14 protein-coding genes are annotated in these 15,413 nt (G+C 64.3%); 9 read left to right on the plus strand and 5 right to left on the minus strand.

Going from position 1 to position 15,413, the window contains the following annotated elements; translation table 11 throughout:
* Window positions 1–2 precede the first annotated feature (2 nt).
* From FVP60_RS03680 to FVP60_RS03700, 5 genes are all read left to right on the plus strand, one after another.
* The gene (locus FVP60_RS03680; protein ID WP_147825494.1) at window positions 3–989 is read left to right on the plus strand and encodes an AAA family ATPase; all 987 of its coding nucleotides are present in this window, start codon (window positions 3–5) and stop codon (window positions 987–989) included.
* Window position 990: 1 nt separating this feature from the next.
* Complete coding sequence (locus FVP60_RS03685) at window positions 991–2,298, plus strand: DUF58 domain-containing protein (RefSeq protein WP_147824889.1); 1,308 nt, start codon at window positions 991–993, stop codon at window positions 2,296–2,298.
* Between the two features lie 58 nt (window positions 2,299–2,356).
* Window positions 2,357–2,815, plus strand: a complete 459-nt coding sequence (locus tag FVP60_RS03690; protein ID WP_147824890.1) for a Fur family transcriptional regulator — start codon at window positions 2,357–2,359, stop codon at window positions 2,813–2,815.
* Window positions 2,808–4,256 carry a catalase gene (locus tag FVP60_RS03695; RefSeq protein ID WP_147824891.1) on the plus strand — a complete coding sequence of 483 codons (1,449 nt, stop codon included), beginning with the start codon at window positions 2,808–2,810 and terminating at the stop codon, window positions 4,254–4,256. Before FVP60_RS03690 ends, FVP60_RS03695 begins: the two co-directional genes overlap by 8 nt.
* Window positions 4,257–4,391: 135 nt before the next feature.
* Entirely contained in the window at window positions 4,392–5,147 is a 756-nt protein-coding gene (locus FVP60_RS03700; RefSeq protein ID WP_147824892.1) for an aquaporin, read from the plus strand.
* A 33-nt stretch (window positions 5,148–5,180) separates the two neighbouring features.
* Here the strand turns inward: FVP60_RS03700 and FVP60_RS03705 are convergent, their stop codons facing one another.
* Window positions 5,181–6,173: a stage II sporulation protein M gene (locus FVP60_RS03705; protein ID WP_147824893.1), complete on the minus strand. Its 993-nt coding sequence runs from the start codon at window positions 6,171–6,173 to the stop codon at window positions 5,181–5,183.
* Window positions 6,174–6,198: 25 nt separating this feature from the next.
* Between FVP60_RS03705 and FVP60_RS03710 the strand changes: the two genes are divergently transcribed.
* A complete protein-coding gene (locus FVP60_RS03710) occupies window positions 6,199–6,996 on the plus strand; it encodes an RDD family protein (protein WP_246132443.1) in 798 nt (265 codons plus the stop codon).
* Window positions 6,997–7,057: 61 nt separating this feature from the next.
* Here the strand turns inward: FVP60_RS03710 and FVP60_RS03715 are convergent, their stop codons facing one another.
* On the minus strand, window positions 7,058–7,264 hold the full coding sequence (locus tag FVP60_RS03715; protein ID WP_147824895.1) for a DUF3499 family protein: 207 nt from the start codon (window positions 7,262–7,264) through the stop codon (window positions 7,058–7,060).
* A gap of 85 nt (window positions 7,265–7,349) precedes the next feature.
* Between FVP60_RS03715 and FVP60_RS03720 the strand changes: the two genes are divergently transcribed.
* Window positions 7,350–7,772, plus strand: coding sequence for a hypothetical protein (locus tag FVP60_RS03720; RefSeq protein ID WP_246132444.1), 423 nt, complete (start codon window positions 7,350–7,352; stop codon window positions 7,770–7,772).
* A gap of 36 nt (window positions 7,773–7,808) precedes the next feature.
* On the opposite strand, the gene FVP60_RS03725 is transcribed toward FVP60_RS03720, so the two are convergent.
* From FVP60_RS03725 to FVP60_RS03735, 3 genes are all read right to left on the minus strand, one after another.
* Window positions 7,809–9,197, minus strand: coding sequence for a DUF5719 family protein (locus FVP60_RS03725; RefSeq protein WP_147824896.1), 1,389 nt, complete (start codon window positions 9,195–9,197; stop codon window positions 7,809–7,811).
* A complete protein-coding gene (locus FVP60_RS03730) occupies window positions 9,194–12,037 on the minus strand; it encodes a glycosyltransferase (RefSeq protein ID WP_147824897.1) in 2,844 nt (947 codons plus the stop codon). Before FVP60_RS03730 ends, FVP60_RS03725 begins: the two co-directional genes overlap by 4 nt.
* Before the next feature lie 76 nt (window positions 12,038–12,113).
* Window positions 12,114–12,431 carry a WhiB family transcriptional regulator gene (locus FVP60_RS03735; protein ID WP_147824898.1) on the minus strand — a complete coding sequence of 106 codons (318 nt, stop codon included), beginning with the start codon at window positions 12,429–12,431 and terminating at the stop codon, window positions 12,114–12,116.
* A 231-nt stretch (window positions 12,432–12,662) separates the two neighbouring features.
* Between FVP60_RS03735 and FVP60_RS03740 the strand changes: the two genes are divergently transcribed.
* Both FVP60_RS03740 and FVP60_RS03745 read left to right on the plus strand, forming a co-directional pair.
* The gene (locus tag FVP60_RS03740) at window positions 12,663–14,099 is read left to right on the plus strand and encodes an O-antigen ligase family protein (protein ID WP_147824899.1); all 1,437 of its coding nucleotides are present in this window, start codon (window positions 12,663–12,665) and stop codon (window positions 14,097–14,099) included.
* The gene (locus FVP60_RS03745) at window positions 14,096–15,394 is read left to right on the plus strand and encodes an O-antigen ligase family protein (RefSeq protein WP_187240549.1); all 1,299 of its coding nucleotides are present in this window, start codon (window positions 14,096–14,098) and stop codon (window positions 15,392–15,394) included. The genes FVP60_RS03740 and FVP60_RS03745 overlap by 4 nt, the downstream gene beginning before the upstream one ends.
* The last annotated feature ends 19 nt before the right edge of the window (window positions 15,395–15,413 follow it).

Raw genomic sequence — 15,413 nt, forward strand, 5'->3', positions numbered from 1 at the left:
GCATGAATGCGAATGCTGCCCCGATTGTTCCAGCGCAGCCAGACCCCGCGCGCGACGCGATCGCGCGGGTGCGTGATGAGGTCGCAAAGGCCGTCGTCGGACAAGACGGAACCATCACCGGCATGCTAATCGCGCTGCTAGCACGCGGGCACGTGCTGCTCGAGGGTGTTCCGGGTGTCGCCAAGACTCTCACCGTTCGCTCGTTTGCGACCGCCCTGGGGCTGGACACCAAACGCATCCAGTTCACCCCCGACCTCATGCCTGGCGATGTCAGCGGTTCGCTCATTTATGACGCGAAGAGCGGCGAGTTTGAGTTTCGTGAAGGCCCGGTGTTCACCAATATCCTGCTCGCAGACGAAATCAACCGCACTCCCCCGAAAACACAGTCGGCGCTTTTGGAGGCAATGGAGGAGCGTCAGGTTTCGGCAGACGGCGTGAGCCGTACGCTGCCCGACCCGTTCCTCGTGGCCGCCACGCAAAACCCGATCGAGCAAGAGGGCACCTACACCCTGCCAGAGGCGCAGCTTGACCGCTTTCTCATGAAGCTCATCGTCGAGGTTCCACAGCGCGACGCCGAGGTGTCGGTGCTGCGCAAGCACGCATCGGGCTTCACCCCGACGAAGCTAGCCGATGCCGGCCTTCGTGCCGTCATCACGCCGGAAGAAATCCACGCCGCCCAGCGAGCGGCTGCCGCCGTCAACGCCACCGATGACCTGTTGGCCTACATCGTCGACCTGGCGCGAGCCACGCGCCTCAGCCCCTCGGTGCAGGTGGGTGTGAGCCCGCGCGCCTCGACCGCGTTGCTGGCCGCAGCGAAGGCGTGGGCGTGGCTGAGCGGGTATCCGGCGATTACGCCAGATCACGTTCAGGCAATGGTGGTGCCGGTGTGGCGTCACCGCATCAAGCTCCGACCGGAGGCCGAAATTGAGTCGGTGACGGCCGACAGCGTTTTGGCGAGTGTGCTGCAGCAGACCCGAGTGCCGATCTAGCGTGTACGTCACCGGTCGATTTCCGCTTCTCGTCGCCATCGGCGTCGTTCCCCTCATGGTTCTCTCCGTGGCGGGGGTGTCATCGTGGGCGGTGCTGCTGGCCTGGTTGCTGTTTTCGGTAGCGGTTGCGTGCGGCGATGCGGCGATGGCCGTCAACGCGCGAGAGCTCGCGGTGGTGCGCGACGGAACCACGAGGGCGCGGCTGGGGGATCGGGTATTGACGGGAATGTGGATCACGAATCCGCACGAGCGCACTGCTCATCTCACGATCCGTGACGCGTGGCAGCCCACCGCGGGCGCGCCATGCGCGCGCGCGTCCGTCAACATCCCTGGTGGCGAGCGCAGGCATATTTCCGTTCCGCTTCAACCCCGACGACGCGGCGAGTTGAAGAGCGCTTTCGTGGCGATCCGCAGCGCCGGCCCGCTGGGAATCGCCGGGCGTCAGAGCGTGATCAAGAACGAAGGAACGCTTCGTGTGCTCCCACCGTTCACCTCGCGTAGGCACCTGGCCTCTCGCGTGGCAAGGCTCAAAGAGCTCGATGGCAACACGTCTCTTCAGGTACGCGGTCAGGGCACCGAGTTCGACTCGCTGCGGGAGTACGTGCGCGGCGATGATGTGCGCTCTATTGACTGGCGTGCAACGGCGCGAGCGGCGACCACAATGCTGCGCACATGGCGCCCCGAGCGTGATCGTCATGTCGTGATCCTGATTGACACCGGGCGCACGTCGGCGGCACGTGTCGGCGATGCCACGCGCCTTGATGCCTTTCTTGAAGCGGCGCTGCTGCTCACCGCGCTCGCCCAGCGCGCAGGCGATCACGTACATGTCGTGATGTTCGATCGCGTGGTGCGCGCCCGCGTCAGCGGTGTCGACGGCCCGCGCCTGCTGCCCGCCATTGTCGATGCCATGGCCCCCATCGAAGCGCAACTGCTTGACACCAATTGGGACGCAGCGTTTGCGGAAATTCGTACGTTGACGACTCGACCATCACTCGTCGTGCTGTTGACGGCTCAAGACTCGCCCGACTCTGCCCGTGCCTTTCTCGGCTCGCTTCAGTCGGTCACGGCACGCTCGTGCGTGATCGTGGGATCGGCAACCGACACCGCGCTTGACGACATCGCTCACGAGCGCGCCGATATCGATGGCGTCTATCGGGCGGCAGCGGCAGAACAGACCGAAGGTGAGGCTCGCGGCGTCGCTCTCGCGATGGAACGCGCCGGCGCCGAGGCCATTAGCGATACCCCGGAAGACCTGCCGCCGCGCGTCGCGGATCGCTACCTTGCGCTGAAGAAATTGGGCAGACTGTAAGCCACTCACGCATGATTCCTTTTTATGAATGATTCATATCTAGTGATAATCTAGGGGCATGCACTCCCACCCGCACGTTGCCCCGGCACCAGCCGAAGAGGCGCTGCGCGGTGCAGAGTTGCGCGTGACCGCGCAGCGCGTGGCGGTCTATCGCGCGCTGGCCATGCATCCGCATTCGAGTGCCGATGCTGTCTTCGGTCAGGTGCGTGAAGCCGTGCCCGGAATCGCACTCCCCTCCGTTCATAACGTGCTTGGCGATCTCGTTTCGGCCAATGTGGTGCGTCGCGTGAGCCTGCCAGATAGCGATCGCGCACTCTACGAGCTGGCCCAACCCGCCGACAACCACCACCACGTGCAGTGCGTCGTCTGTGGTTCCGTTCAAGACGTCGAATGCGCCGTCGGCCACGCCCCCTGTCTTACTCCGTCCCAAAGCCACGGAATGCGGGTGCTTGAAGCGACCGTAACCTTCCGTGCTATTTGCTCCGAATGTGAAAGGAAAAGCAGCAGCAATGACTGACAACTTCACCACCACGCAGACCGGCACCCCGGTCGCCAGCGATGAGTTCTCGCTCACGTCTGGCGCCAACGGAACCACCGCACTGCACGATCGCTACCTGGTTGAGAAGCTCGCATCGTTCAACCGTGAGCGTGTACCCGAGCGCAACCCGCACGCCAAGGGTGGCGGCGCGTTCGGTGAGTTCGAGGTCACCGAAGACGTGTCGCAGTACACGCGCGCGGCTGTTTTTCAGCCCGGCGCCAAGGCTGAAACGCTGATCCGTTTCTCCTCCGTCGCTGGTGAGCAGGGCTCGCCCGACACGTGGCGCGACGTTCGTGGCTTCTCGCTGCGCTTCTACACCACCGAGGGCAACCTCGACATCGTCGGCAACAACACGCCCACGTTCTTTATCCGTGACGGCATCAAGTTCCCCGACTTCATTCACTCGCAAAAGCGCCTCGGCGCCTCGGGTCTGCGTGACGCAGACATGCAGTGGGATTTCTGGACCCTCTCCCCCGAGTCCGCACACCAGGTGACGTATCTGATGGGCGACCGCGGTCTGTCCAACTCCTGGCGTGAGCTCAACGGCTATGGCTCGCACACCTACCAGTGGGTCAACGCTGACGGCGAGCGTTTCTGGGTGAAGTACCACTTCATGTCCCAGCAGGGTGTTGTTCGCATGGACGCTGCCGAGGCTGAGCGCATTGCTGGCGCCGACGCCGACTACTACCGTCGCGACCTCTACAACGCCATCGCCGAGGGTAACTTCCCGAAGTGGGACGTTTACGTTCAGGTGATGCCCTACGAAGAGGCGAAGAACTACCGCTTCAACCCGTTCGACCTCACCAAGACCTGGTCAAAGAAGGACTACCCGCGCATCAAGGTCGGCACGTTCACGCTGAACCGCAACCCGCAGAACTTCTTCGCAGAAATCGAGCAGGCAGCATTCTCCCCTGGCAACCAGGTTCCGGGAACCGGCATCTCGCCCGACAAGATGCTGATGGCTCGCGTCTTCTCGTACCCGGATGCTCAGCGCCACCGCATCGGCACGAACTACAACCAGCTGCCGGTCAACCAGCCGCACGCAGCCGAAGTTCGCAACTACATGCACGAAGGTGCCATGCAGTTCCTGTTCAACCCGGCTGACGCACGCGTCTACGCCCCCAACTCGTACGGCGGCCCCGCAGCCGACGCCGAGCGCGGCATCGAGGCGACGTGGGAGAACGACGGCGAACTGGTGCGTTCGGCCTACACGCTGCACGCCGAGGACGACGACTTCGGTCAGGCAGGCACGCTGTACCGCGATGTGTTCAACGATGAGGAGAAGGCTCGCTTCATCGACACGCTCGTTGGCCAGTACGGCGGCCTGACGGTCGACCGCATCAAGGAGCGCTTCTTCCAGTACTGGACGAACGTTGACGCCGGTCTCGGCGCGACCCTGCGCGAGCGCGTCGGCGCCTAAGACAATCAAACGGGCCCAGCATGGTGACATGCTGGGCCCGTTTGTCGTTTTGTTCGCGATCCTTCACCGTGAGGCTCATCGTGACCGGTAGCATGCTCGGCATCACATGCATCCCTGACCAGATCGGGAAACATCATGAGCACTACGAAAGTCGCGGAGCCCACCCTCGGCTCCAAGCTCGCCGCTGAAGCGGTGGGAACCTTCCTCCTTGTGTTTTCGATCATGGGCACAGGAGTCTTCGGAGCCTTCTTCATGGTTCCGGAAGCCGCCCCCGTCGGCGGCACCGTTCCGATTGCCGTCGCTCTCGGCCTCGGTGTTGCTCTCACCATCGGCGTGTACGCGTTTGGGCCGATCTCTGGCGGGCACTTTAACCCTGCTGTCACTCTGGGGCTCGCCGCTGCTGGCCGCTTTGAGTGGCGCAATGTCGGCGGCTACCTGGTGGCGCAGGTGGTTGGCGGCTTGCTCGCAACGACCGTCGCCATGGCCATCGGCGTGTTCGGCCCCGATGGATGGTTGGCCGCGGCGCAGGCGAGCGGCTTTGCCTCCAACGGCTACGGCGATCACTCGCCGGGCGGGTTTGGCCTGGTAGCCGCCATGATCATCGAGGTCGTGGCCGTTGCCATCTTCCTCTGGGTCATCATTAGCGTGACGCACCCCGACCGCCCAACGCCGTTTGCCGGTGTTGCCATTGGTTCCACACTGTTTCTGCTCATTCTGATCGCGATCCCCGTCGACAACGCGTCGCTGAACCCCGCCCGCTCGCTCGCCACGGCGCTGTATGGCGGCGGCGATGCACTCATGCAGCTGTGGGTGTTCATTGTGTTCCCGATCATTGGCGCACTCATCGCCGGTTACACGTATCGGGCCGTCTTCGACAACGTCAAGCGCTAACGCCGATGCCCCGCAGTTGGTTGCCGAGTTGTTCTAACCGGCAACCAACTGCGGGGTTCCGCGTTCGTGCTCGGTGAGGTCGCCACTCTCGCCGGCGCGCGCGGCCCGGCGACCAAAGAACAGCATGTAGAACAAGAAGATGCCGAGCGCCAGCGCGCCGATGGCGATCTTGACCGCCCACGGCCACGACTGTTGGCCGGTCACGAATCCTTCGACTACGCCCGAGAGCGCTAGCGCGAGAATCAGGCCAACGACGACGGTCGCGAGCGAACGACCGGCCTGCGCGAGCGATTCCAGGCGGGTTTGCCTGCCGGGCGCGACCCAGGCCCAGAAAATGTGGAGACCCGCGGCGACCGCGACAAAGATGCAGGTGAGTTCGAGCATGCCGTGGGGCAAGATGTGCAGCAAGAACACATCGCCGCGATCAAACTCCATCAGCACCGCAGCCGCCTGCCCGAGGCCAACCGCATTCTGCATGAGGGCGGCCACCGGGTAGATTCCGGTGATGCCCAGCGCGATCACCTGCGCAGAAATCCATGCATTGTTGGTCCACACCATGCCGGCAAACGAGGCGGCAGGGTTGTAATACTCGGTGAAGTCGTTTTCCGCGTATTGCCGAAGCGCGTCGTGGTTGCCGAGGGCCGCGATCAGCGCGGGGTCTGAGGAGATCCAGAACGCCACGGTCGACGCAATGATGAGAAAGGCGACCGCAACGGCGAGGGTCGTCCATCGCAATCGGTACAGCGCTGCCGGGAGTTGTACCGCAAAGAACCGCGGAATCTGGCGCATCACGTTGTCAGGTGCGCCGGTCAGTCGCGCGCGAGCATTGCTCAGCAAGGTGGAGAGGTAGTCACTGAGCACGGTGCGACCGGCGCTCGTTTTCGCGTCGGCGAGGTCGGCGGATGCTGCCCGATACCGCGAAATGAGTTCGTCGGCCTCAGCGCCGCTCAGACGTTTTGTCCGCGACAGTTCGGCGAGGCGATCCCACTCCCCCGCCCGTGCCGCGCGCAATGCATCCAGATCCATTTGATTTACTGTACTCATGCCAACCGTGAGCACTGCAACTATGCAGGACGAAGTCCTCACCGGCGAGGCCGTCGCGTTAGACCTGCAGCCCCTCGGTCTCATCGCCAGGGCCGTCGGTGCTGGCTTCGACGTGCTGCTGATGGTCGTGGAGTTCGTCGCGATCATGCTGCTGATGAATTGGCTCACAGGCAACGGCGTGCTCGATGCCGAAACCTCACGAATCGGCATGATTGTGGCACTGGTGCTCATCGCCGTCGCCATCCCGACGGCCATCGAAACCCTGAGCCACGGACGCAGCCTCGGCAAACTGATCATGGGCGGACGCATCGTGCGATCCGACGGCGGAACCATCGGGTTTCGTCACGCCTTCTTGCGCGCGTTGGTGGGCGTTGTCGAGGTGCTGATGACGTTTGGAACCATTGCGCTGCTGGTCGGGATCTTCACGCCGCGAGCGCAGCGCCTCGGCGATCTGGCCGCTGGTACCTACAGCGAGCGGGTGCGCGCCCCCCAGGTTCCGTCATCGCATCTCGCCCTGCCCCCGGAGCTGACAGCATGGGCCCTCGTGGCCGATGTGTCACGCATGCCCGATCATCTCTCGCGCAAGCTATGGCAGTTCTCGCACGAGGCAGGTGTCATGAATCCGGCTTCGCGTCATCGTCTCGCAACGGAGCTGCTCGCGCAGTCCCAGCCGTATGTGAACCCGATGCCGCCGGCAGAACCAACCGCGGCGGTCGTCGGCATCATGGTGGTGCGGCGCGATCGCGAACTGCGTGCGCTCCAAACGCGAAGCGCCCGCTCCGGCCGCCTGCTCGCCGGAACCTGAACGTAACTGTGGCGCCCTACGGTCGCGGGGCGGAACCTGTGTTCTGACAGCGCCGCGCTGTTTAAGACTGAAGCGTCTCGTGTCGAACGATCATCCAGCCGCGCGGAACCGAAAGACGCTCGTAATGAATCTGGCAGAGGTCGTGCGCGTGCGGGTTGCCCGCAGGGCCGAGGGGGCCGACGGCCGCCATTTGGTCGGCGTAGTCGTAGGTGAGCGTGGCAACCGCCTCGCGGGCACACCCCACCTTGGAACACAACCTGGTCTGCATAACAGTCCCACACTAGCGAACGCCGGCCGTTGCCTTCGCTGATGCAGCGGTGATCCGCCAAAACCCGTGCGCGTAGGATGGTGGCATGACCTCCGAGGCCGAGCCGACTCCGTTGCGCGCACGTTCGCGTCATGGCCGTCACGGCCGCGCTGGCCGTTCACAGTTGACGCGCCCCCCGCTGCCGCAGCTGGAGAGCCGCATCGATCGCTTTGATGTGATCGTTGCCACCACGAGCGAATACTTGCGCTCTGCGCACGAAGCCCTGCGCGATGTGCGGTTCGAAATCGGAACCATCCCGTTTCATGCGAACCGCGAGATGCCCCGCTGGTCGGTCTCGCAGAACGAAAAGCGGATCATCGTGTTTCGGGTTCCGCTCGAGCGACTCGACAAGTGGCACCGCGACGATGAATGGCACGGCCGCATGATCGTGGAAACCGCCGTGATCTACGCGGCAGCAGAATACCTGGGCAAGGAGCCCTGGGAGCTCGCCCCCGACCGGCGACGCTAGCCGATTCGGTCCACGGGCCCGGCGCGCGCCGAAACCCTAGTGCCGCACCACGACGGGCATAGCCGCCGCATCGGCTGGCCACACCGGATACGTTGCCGTGGCGTTTTCTCCGGCGAAACTCACCGCAGCGTGCACCGTCCCCGAGGCCACCGTCACGGTTCCGCTCGATGCCGCTGTAACGGGAACGGCGATCGCAGCTCCCGGGTTGATCGTGTAGTCGCGGTCGCCTGCAGGAGTCGTCACGCTCACGCGAGCCCTCGTCTCGCCGGGGTTCGCGAGGGTGAGAGACGGGGCCGCACCATCCGCGACAGCAAACGGCGTCGCCCCCTCGGTCAGCGGCAGGGTGGCCGTTGCCCACGCGAAGTCTGATCCGTCTTCGTAGCCGGTTGTCGACCAGACACCGGCAACGACGGGCTTCACGGCATTCACCGTCATCACGTAGGTGCCCGCAGGCAGTGCCGGCAATTCAACCTCGGTCGGAATTCCGCCCTCAAGCGCCACCGTCGTCACATACGAGTCGGCGCTCTCACCGACAGCACGAAACGACACCTGGGCTGCGGTGGTTTCTGCTGGCGAGAGAATCCGCGCACGCTGAAACTCCATAGCACCGTCACCGCTGTCACTCACGACGATGCCCGGCACAATCTGCATCGTGGACGGCGCCGCAACGGCGCTTTGCACGTCAACGCCTCCGGTGACGAGCGTGCGAACGAGCCCGGACTGCAAATTGGCAAGAACCGGCGTATCGTGCGCGTCAACGCGCAGCACCGGACCGAACTCGTCGCCTGCCAGCGACGCCAGATCTACGGCAACCGTGGCGCCTGCCGCGACAACGATGCCGGTAGAACCCGGAACCGGTTGCGGGCCGGTAGCGCCGTAGATGGTGACGTCAACGGTCGCCGTGACCTCACCCGGGTTCGTCAACGTCAGCACACCGGTCGATCCGGTGAGGGTGTCGGCCCCCACAATCCACGACTGCATCGCCGCTGGCTGACACGCGTACGCGGCGAAGCCGGTGATATCCGGGCTGGTGATACTCAACGAACCGGCCGCGGCAATCGCGACCCGCTCCCCGTCGATCGGATCGGCGGCGAACATCGTCGAGGTGGCATCGGGAACGCTCACCAGCGCGACGGGCTCCTCTCGCAACCCCGGAGCATCCGACGTGACAAAGCGCGGCGTCTGCGCGATCGACAGCGCCTGCGCGTTTGCGGCATCACGCCCAACAGCGAGTAGCGGCCCCGAACAGCCGAGCATCGTGGTTCCGGCCGCCGGCTGCGCGGTGATGGCGGGTCGAACGGCGGTGACCCCATCAAATGGTGCCGCAATCGATGCCGCCACCCCGATCGTGGCGCCAGCGATAATCACGAGTCCGCCAACGAGACGAGCGCTGAGATGAATCGCTTTGTTGCGCGGCGTGCTCATAGGTTCTCCGATCCTTGAGCGTCAACGACGCGGGGCTTGCGCCGTGAGGCGCGCACCGACGTTGGGGTCGGAATCGCCAGCAACAGCGCGATGAGCGTGACAATGGCAGCCGCCGCCGTCATCGTCGTGAGATACGGGGTGTCTTCGGGGCGAGGTTCCGCTCGCGCGGCGGGCTCGCCGTCAAGGCGCCACAGCGCCCCCTTGCCCGTCTCGCCAACCCGAGTGAGTCCCGCAAGCACGTTGAGCGATGCGATGGCAGATTCGCGCGCTGCCTGCGCCGCAGGCTCCTCAACGGTCAGCGCGACGAGAACGTACTGCACGCCGAGTTCGCCGATGGCCTCGGCCGAACTCCCCGCTCCGGGCGTCACGATGGCCGCGACCTCGGCGGCGAGGCGCTCGTCAGCCGCCGTCACGGTGGTGCGCGTATGTACCAGCGTCGACTGCGCGCCCAGCGCATTGGTTCCGCCCCACACCACCCGTGTGAGGAAAGAGCCGTCAGGCTGCGGAACCAGCACCAGCGTTCCGATGTTGGGATTCTCCCGCGCTTCGGCCGCCACATACGCCGGCAGCGTCGTTTCACGCCCCTGCGTGAGGACCGCGACGCCCCGCGCGGGCTGTGTCAGCATCGGTACGGCCGAGACCACGATGAGCGTGGTCATCGCGACCGCGATGCTCGATGTCACAGCGCGCTTGAGGCGCGCACCGTCAAGCGTGACGAGGGCGGCCAGCACGAGGCACAACCATGCGGTCGACAGCAGGGCGCCGGGCCAGATCGGCACCGCCTGCGAGTCGTGAAAAGACACGGAAATGCGGGAGGCCACGAGGGCCGCAATCGTCGCGGCGGCGGCCGTGAGCACCAGCGCAGACCCGATACGCCAGCGCTTCAAGAACGGCGCAACCAGGGCGAGGACCAGCACCGGAACCAGCAGCAGCGCGGCCAGCGGAGCAAGCGTTTCGAGGTTCCACGTGAGCAAGAATTGAGACCAACTACCCGGGTCGGCATCGGCAAAGCCCGCGGCCGTGAGCAGGTTGCCCAGCCACGTCTGTTCTGCGCGTGCACCGCCGTACACCGCACCCGGGTCAGCAAGTGTGGCAAGCGGCGTGCCCAGCGTGAAGTTGCGCCACGCCAGCGGAAGGAACCACACCAGGGTGGGCACGATGATCCAAAGGTAGCGCACGCCACCGCGCACGCGACCGAAGCAGGCGAACACGATGGCGGCAACGACAATCGCCGCGATGAGGAACAGCCCGAGCGATGGTGCGCAGGCCGCGATCACGCACAGCAGGAGGGAGGCTGCGCCCGCGGCGCCCCAGGAGCGGTGCGCCACCATGATCGCGTAGCAAAGCCACGGCAACAGCAGGTGCACGATCACCGCGGTCGGCCGCGGCGTCATCAGCGCCGAGAGGAAGGTGGGAGATAGCGCCCACGCGATTGCGGCGACGATGCGCAACCCGGAGCGCTCGGTCACGCGGGTGGCGGCGAACCAGCCGCCCAGAACCGCCAGCGGGAGGGCAAAGACCCATAGTGCAACAAACGTCACCCCGGGGTTGGTGGGGAAAAGGCTGCCGATGAGCGCGACAACGACGCTGAACGGGTCGGCGGGCCCTGGGCCATCAAGCCCAACGCCCGCATAGCCAAATTGTGTGTCGGCCCACAGCTGAGTCAGGCTGTCACGCAGCGGCAGGAGGGCGCCGCCGGCGATGGTTGGCCAGGCGAGCAACGCGGGAAAAATCACGACGGAGACGACGAGCGCGGCCAGCGTCACCCAGGCGCCGCCGCCCGAGAAGAAATGCAGCTCGGTCTTGACCGTGGTGTTGTCTTCTGTTGCCTGCTGTCGCTCAGCCGCCTTGACCTGTCGCGGTGTCAATCGCAGCGGGGCCACGCGTTTGAAACCCGCGCGGCTACCGGCCAATGTCCTTCGTGAGCGCGCAATCGCGCCCCAGCGAAGCCCGGTCAGGAGGGTTGCACCCCACTCGGGCAGCACGCGCTCTGGTTGCTTGTTGATGAGGTGCTGCAGCGTGCGGCCAAAAGCGAGAAACGGAAAGCTCAGAATATGAAGCAGAACCGCCCACGCGGGTGCGTAGGTCAAACGCCGGTGCAACTGGGCAACCCGGCTCACATAGTGAATGCGGCGCCGATCACGCGCCTTTCGCGGCGCCGGTAGGCCTGCGACGCCGTCACCGTGCACGGCAACAACCGCGTTCGGCGCGAGGTCGACACGCAAACCGCGAAGGCGGGCACGCACACCGATATCGAGGCCCTCATCTCCTCCGGCGAGCGCCGGATCGGGCATGAGCTCTTTGACCTCATCGGCACGGATCAGCATGCCGCGAATATCGGCGCCGAGAAGGTCTTCGGTCGCGTCGTGTTGCCCCTGGTCGATTTGGCCGACACCGATCACGACGGTGCGCCCGTATTCCGTCATCGAGACGCCGACAGACTCCAAGATCGCCGGTTCATCGGCGCGCACGAGCTTGGGCGCCACCACGGCAACCGAAAGCGAGGTCTCAAGTCGAGCGGCGAGGTGTTGCAATGCGTCGGGGGCCGGAACCGTGTCTTGCGCGAGCAACCAAAGGGCGCGCCCGGCAGCAATGCGGCGCGATGCCAGGTCAACCGCGGCGGCAAATCCGGTCATGGCAGACGCCGCGATGATGCTCTCTGCCGCCGAAGCGTTGAGCACGGCGGTGATATCTGGGTGCGACCCACACTGAACGACGGTGAGCGCGTCAACCGGATGAGTTTGCTCGGCGATGGCCGCGAGCGTTTCTTTCAGGTGCGCGAGAGTCTCGGGGCGCGCGTCGGCGCGAATAACGAGAACGGCGTGAATGGGGGCGGGCATATCAGTGCCAGCCTAAGCAGGAAACGAGAATGAGAGCGGCGCACGCGCCGAACACGCCGGAGCGCGCGCCGCAAACTCAGACTGCTCGGCGCTTGAGCTTTCGACGTTCGCGCTCGCTCAAACCACCCCAGATGCCGAATCGCTCATCGTTCTGCAGGGCGTACTCCAGGCATTCGGAGCGCACATCGCACGTCGAGCAAATGCGCTTCGCGTCACGCGTGGATCCGCCCTTCTCCGGGAAAAATGCCTCAGGATCAGTCTGCGCGCACAGCGCATCCGTTTGCCAAGCGAGAGCGTTATCGTCGTCTTCGGATGGTTTGCGGACACCAGGAACACCGAGGTGAACAGGGTCGACGAACCAGTTGTCGGGAACGCCGGAACGGTAAGCCGTCATGTGCTCTCCCTTTCTTTTCCCCCGGACACGGGGTGCCGTGCCCTAACTAATTACACCCGTGTCATTCGTGTGGGTCAAGTCGCGGATAGTAAACCCTCAACCCCATCTTTAACCTTCATCTGGAAAATGCGGCGTGTCGCGTCACCGCAACGCGACTTTGTCGCAGATCTCCGGCACCCCTCCGCCGTTCTCACACAGAAAATCGGAGCCCGAACGATAGATTGTGTGATCATGCCCACGTATTCGCGCCACCCGGTCGGAGCACCACCCCAGGCACCGCCGCGTGAATCGACGCGCCGACTCATGCTGCGCGCACACGCCATCTTCGTGCTGTTCACATTGTTCGCTCTCCCGTTCTGGAACCACCTCCTCGGAACCACGGGCGCGGCAGGCGTTGTCATCCTGATGACGCTGGGAACGCTGGGTTGGTGGATTCCGCTCCTCGTGGTGCAGCAAAAGACCAACCCTTTTCCCTGGCGACGATTGCCGTGGACCGCACTGCTATACGTGTTGTGGGCAACGCTGTCGATTTCGTGGTCTGCGTGGCCGGCATCCAGCGCCCTAACCGTGGCCGGAATGCTTTCCGTCACACTGCATGCGCTCTTTCTCGTACACGTGCTGAGCTGGCGAGAGCTCATGCGCGTGATCGCGTCTGCGCTGAAGTGGGTCGTCGGGCTCTCTCTGATGTTCGAGCTGTTCGTCTCACTGGTGATTCAGCATCCGATCTTCCCGTTCTTCGTTGAGCCTCCCGCGGGCAAGATCGACCCGCAGTGGTACTGGTCACGCGACAACCTGTTTGATGGCGGCCGCATTCAAGGAATCCTCGGCAACGCCAACCTGCTGGCCATCCTGTGTCTGATTGCCGTGATCGTCTTCACGATTCGCGCACTGTCCAGCGCACCGCGGCGCAGCTGGCTCATTGCCTGGATCGTGGTGTCTGCGTACCTGATGTACCGCGCGGGCTCTGCCACCGTGTTCATGTGCGCGGCAGGCATCGTCGCCGTGCTGGTGTGCGTTCTGATCATGCGGCGCACCACCAAACCATCCCAGCGTTCGCTCGCCTATTTCGTGTTCGCAGGCGTTGGTTCCGCCGCCGCACTGCTCGTCTTCGTCTACCGTGATGTGGTCTTTGGCCTGCTGGGCAGAAGCGATAACCTCACCGGCCGTGCCGACATTTGGGCGGCGATCGCCGAACGAATCGCCGAGCGTCCGGTGATCGGGTGGGGTTACTCCAGCCCGTGGGTTCCGTTTGATGAGACCATCTCGGCGGGGCTGGTCGATCACGGCCAAATCGTGATGCAGGCACACAACATGTGGATCGATGTGATCTATCAGCTGGGGTGGATCGGATGTGCGATCTTGATCGCGACGATGCTCGCGTTGATTTGGCGGTCGTGGTTCTTCGCGGTTGATCGTCCACGGTGGGATCTCAACGACGCGCGCCCGTTCACGGTCATCAGCATCTTCCCCGTCTTGATGGTGGCGCTGTTGCTCGTACAGGGCATCACGGAGTCGGCGCCGATCATGCTGTGGGGATGGCTGTTCATCGTCATGCTGAGCTTCAAGATCAAATCTGCCCCCATCGTTGGGGTGGGAACCGCCGAGCAGTCTGCCGCGCTCGAACAGGGCGACGCTCCCCCCGTCCGCCGACCACTCACTCGCCGATGAGCACAGCCCCACCCTCACGCCTGGCCGAGACGCTGGACTCGGCGGCGTTTGCGCGCGCCTATGCGCTAACCGCATTCGCCACCGCGTTTGCCGGCCCGCTGATAGAAAATCTCGTCGGCTCTGCCACCCTCACCACGATCATTGTCGGCCTGGTCGTGGTCGGCGCGGCCGTGCTGTTCGTGCGGCGTGCCGAGCTCGCGTGGATCCGCCTGATTCCGTGGAGTATCGCGCTCATCTTGGTGTGGACCTGCCTGTCCTTCACCTGGTCGTCTGACCAACGGTGGACGTGGATCGGCATGTGGGGTCTGTTGGGTTACGCCTTCATGGCCATCGTCATCGCGCATATTCGCGACTCGCTCCAGACGGTGCGCGCGATCGGCGACGTGCTGCGGGTGTTGCTTGCCCTCTCGATTGTCGTCGAGCTGCTGAGCGGTGTCATTTTCGATGCACCGTTCGCCTTTCTCGGCGTGCAGGGCAATCTGACAGCGGGCGGCCCCGTGCAGGGCATCTTTGAAACCAGAAACCTGCTCGGCCTGGTGAGCGTCATCGCGCTGGTGACGTTTGTGATTGAAATGCGTACCCAGTCTGTCGAACGCCCGCGCGCAATCGTGAGCATGACGATGGCGCTGGCACTGATCGCGCTTTCCCTCTCCCCCACCGCGATCGTGCTCGTTGGCGTCGTTGCCGCCAGCGCTGGCGCGCTCGCCATCGTGCGATCGACGCCCAAGGAGCGCCGCGTCAGCGTTCAAATCGCCCTCGCCGGGCTCGTGGTGGGTGCCATTACCCTCGGCTTGATCTTTCGCCATCAGATCATTCGGTGGCTGGGGGCAGGAACCGACATTTCGGTGCGCGCGGATCTGTGGAACGCGCTGCTCGACTACAGCAGGCTGCGCCCGTGGCAGGGTTGGGGATATTTCGGCCCGTGGGCACCCAATGAGTTTCCGTTCTGGTCGATCAACGACCGAGCGGGGGCGGAACACCTCAGCGCACTCAATGCATTCTTCGATGTGCTGATTCAGCTCGGCATCGTCGGCCTCATGCTCTTCCTGTTTGCCGCGGGGCTCGCACTAACCCGCTCGTGGCTCATCGCAACAGAGCGCAAGTCGATCCTCTACGCGTGGACGCCACTCGTGCTCATCACGCTACTCGCCAACTCCATGCTCGAAAGCACCATCATCACGAGTGTGGGATTTATGTTGTTTGTACTGTGCGCAACGCGCGCCGGCCAGGTGAAGTCGTGGCGAGAACTGATGGACGCGCCGCGCCCTCAGAATCCGTCCATCCAGCCAGGGTAGGCTCGAAGGCGTTCCACTC

Origin of the sequence: Microbacterium mitrae (assembly GCF_008017445.1) — a bacterium.
GTDB lineage: Bacteria > Actinomycetota > Actinomycetes > Actinomycetales > Microbacteriaceae > Microbacterium > Microbacterium mitrae.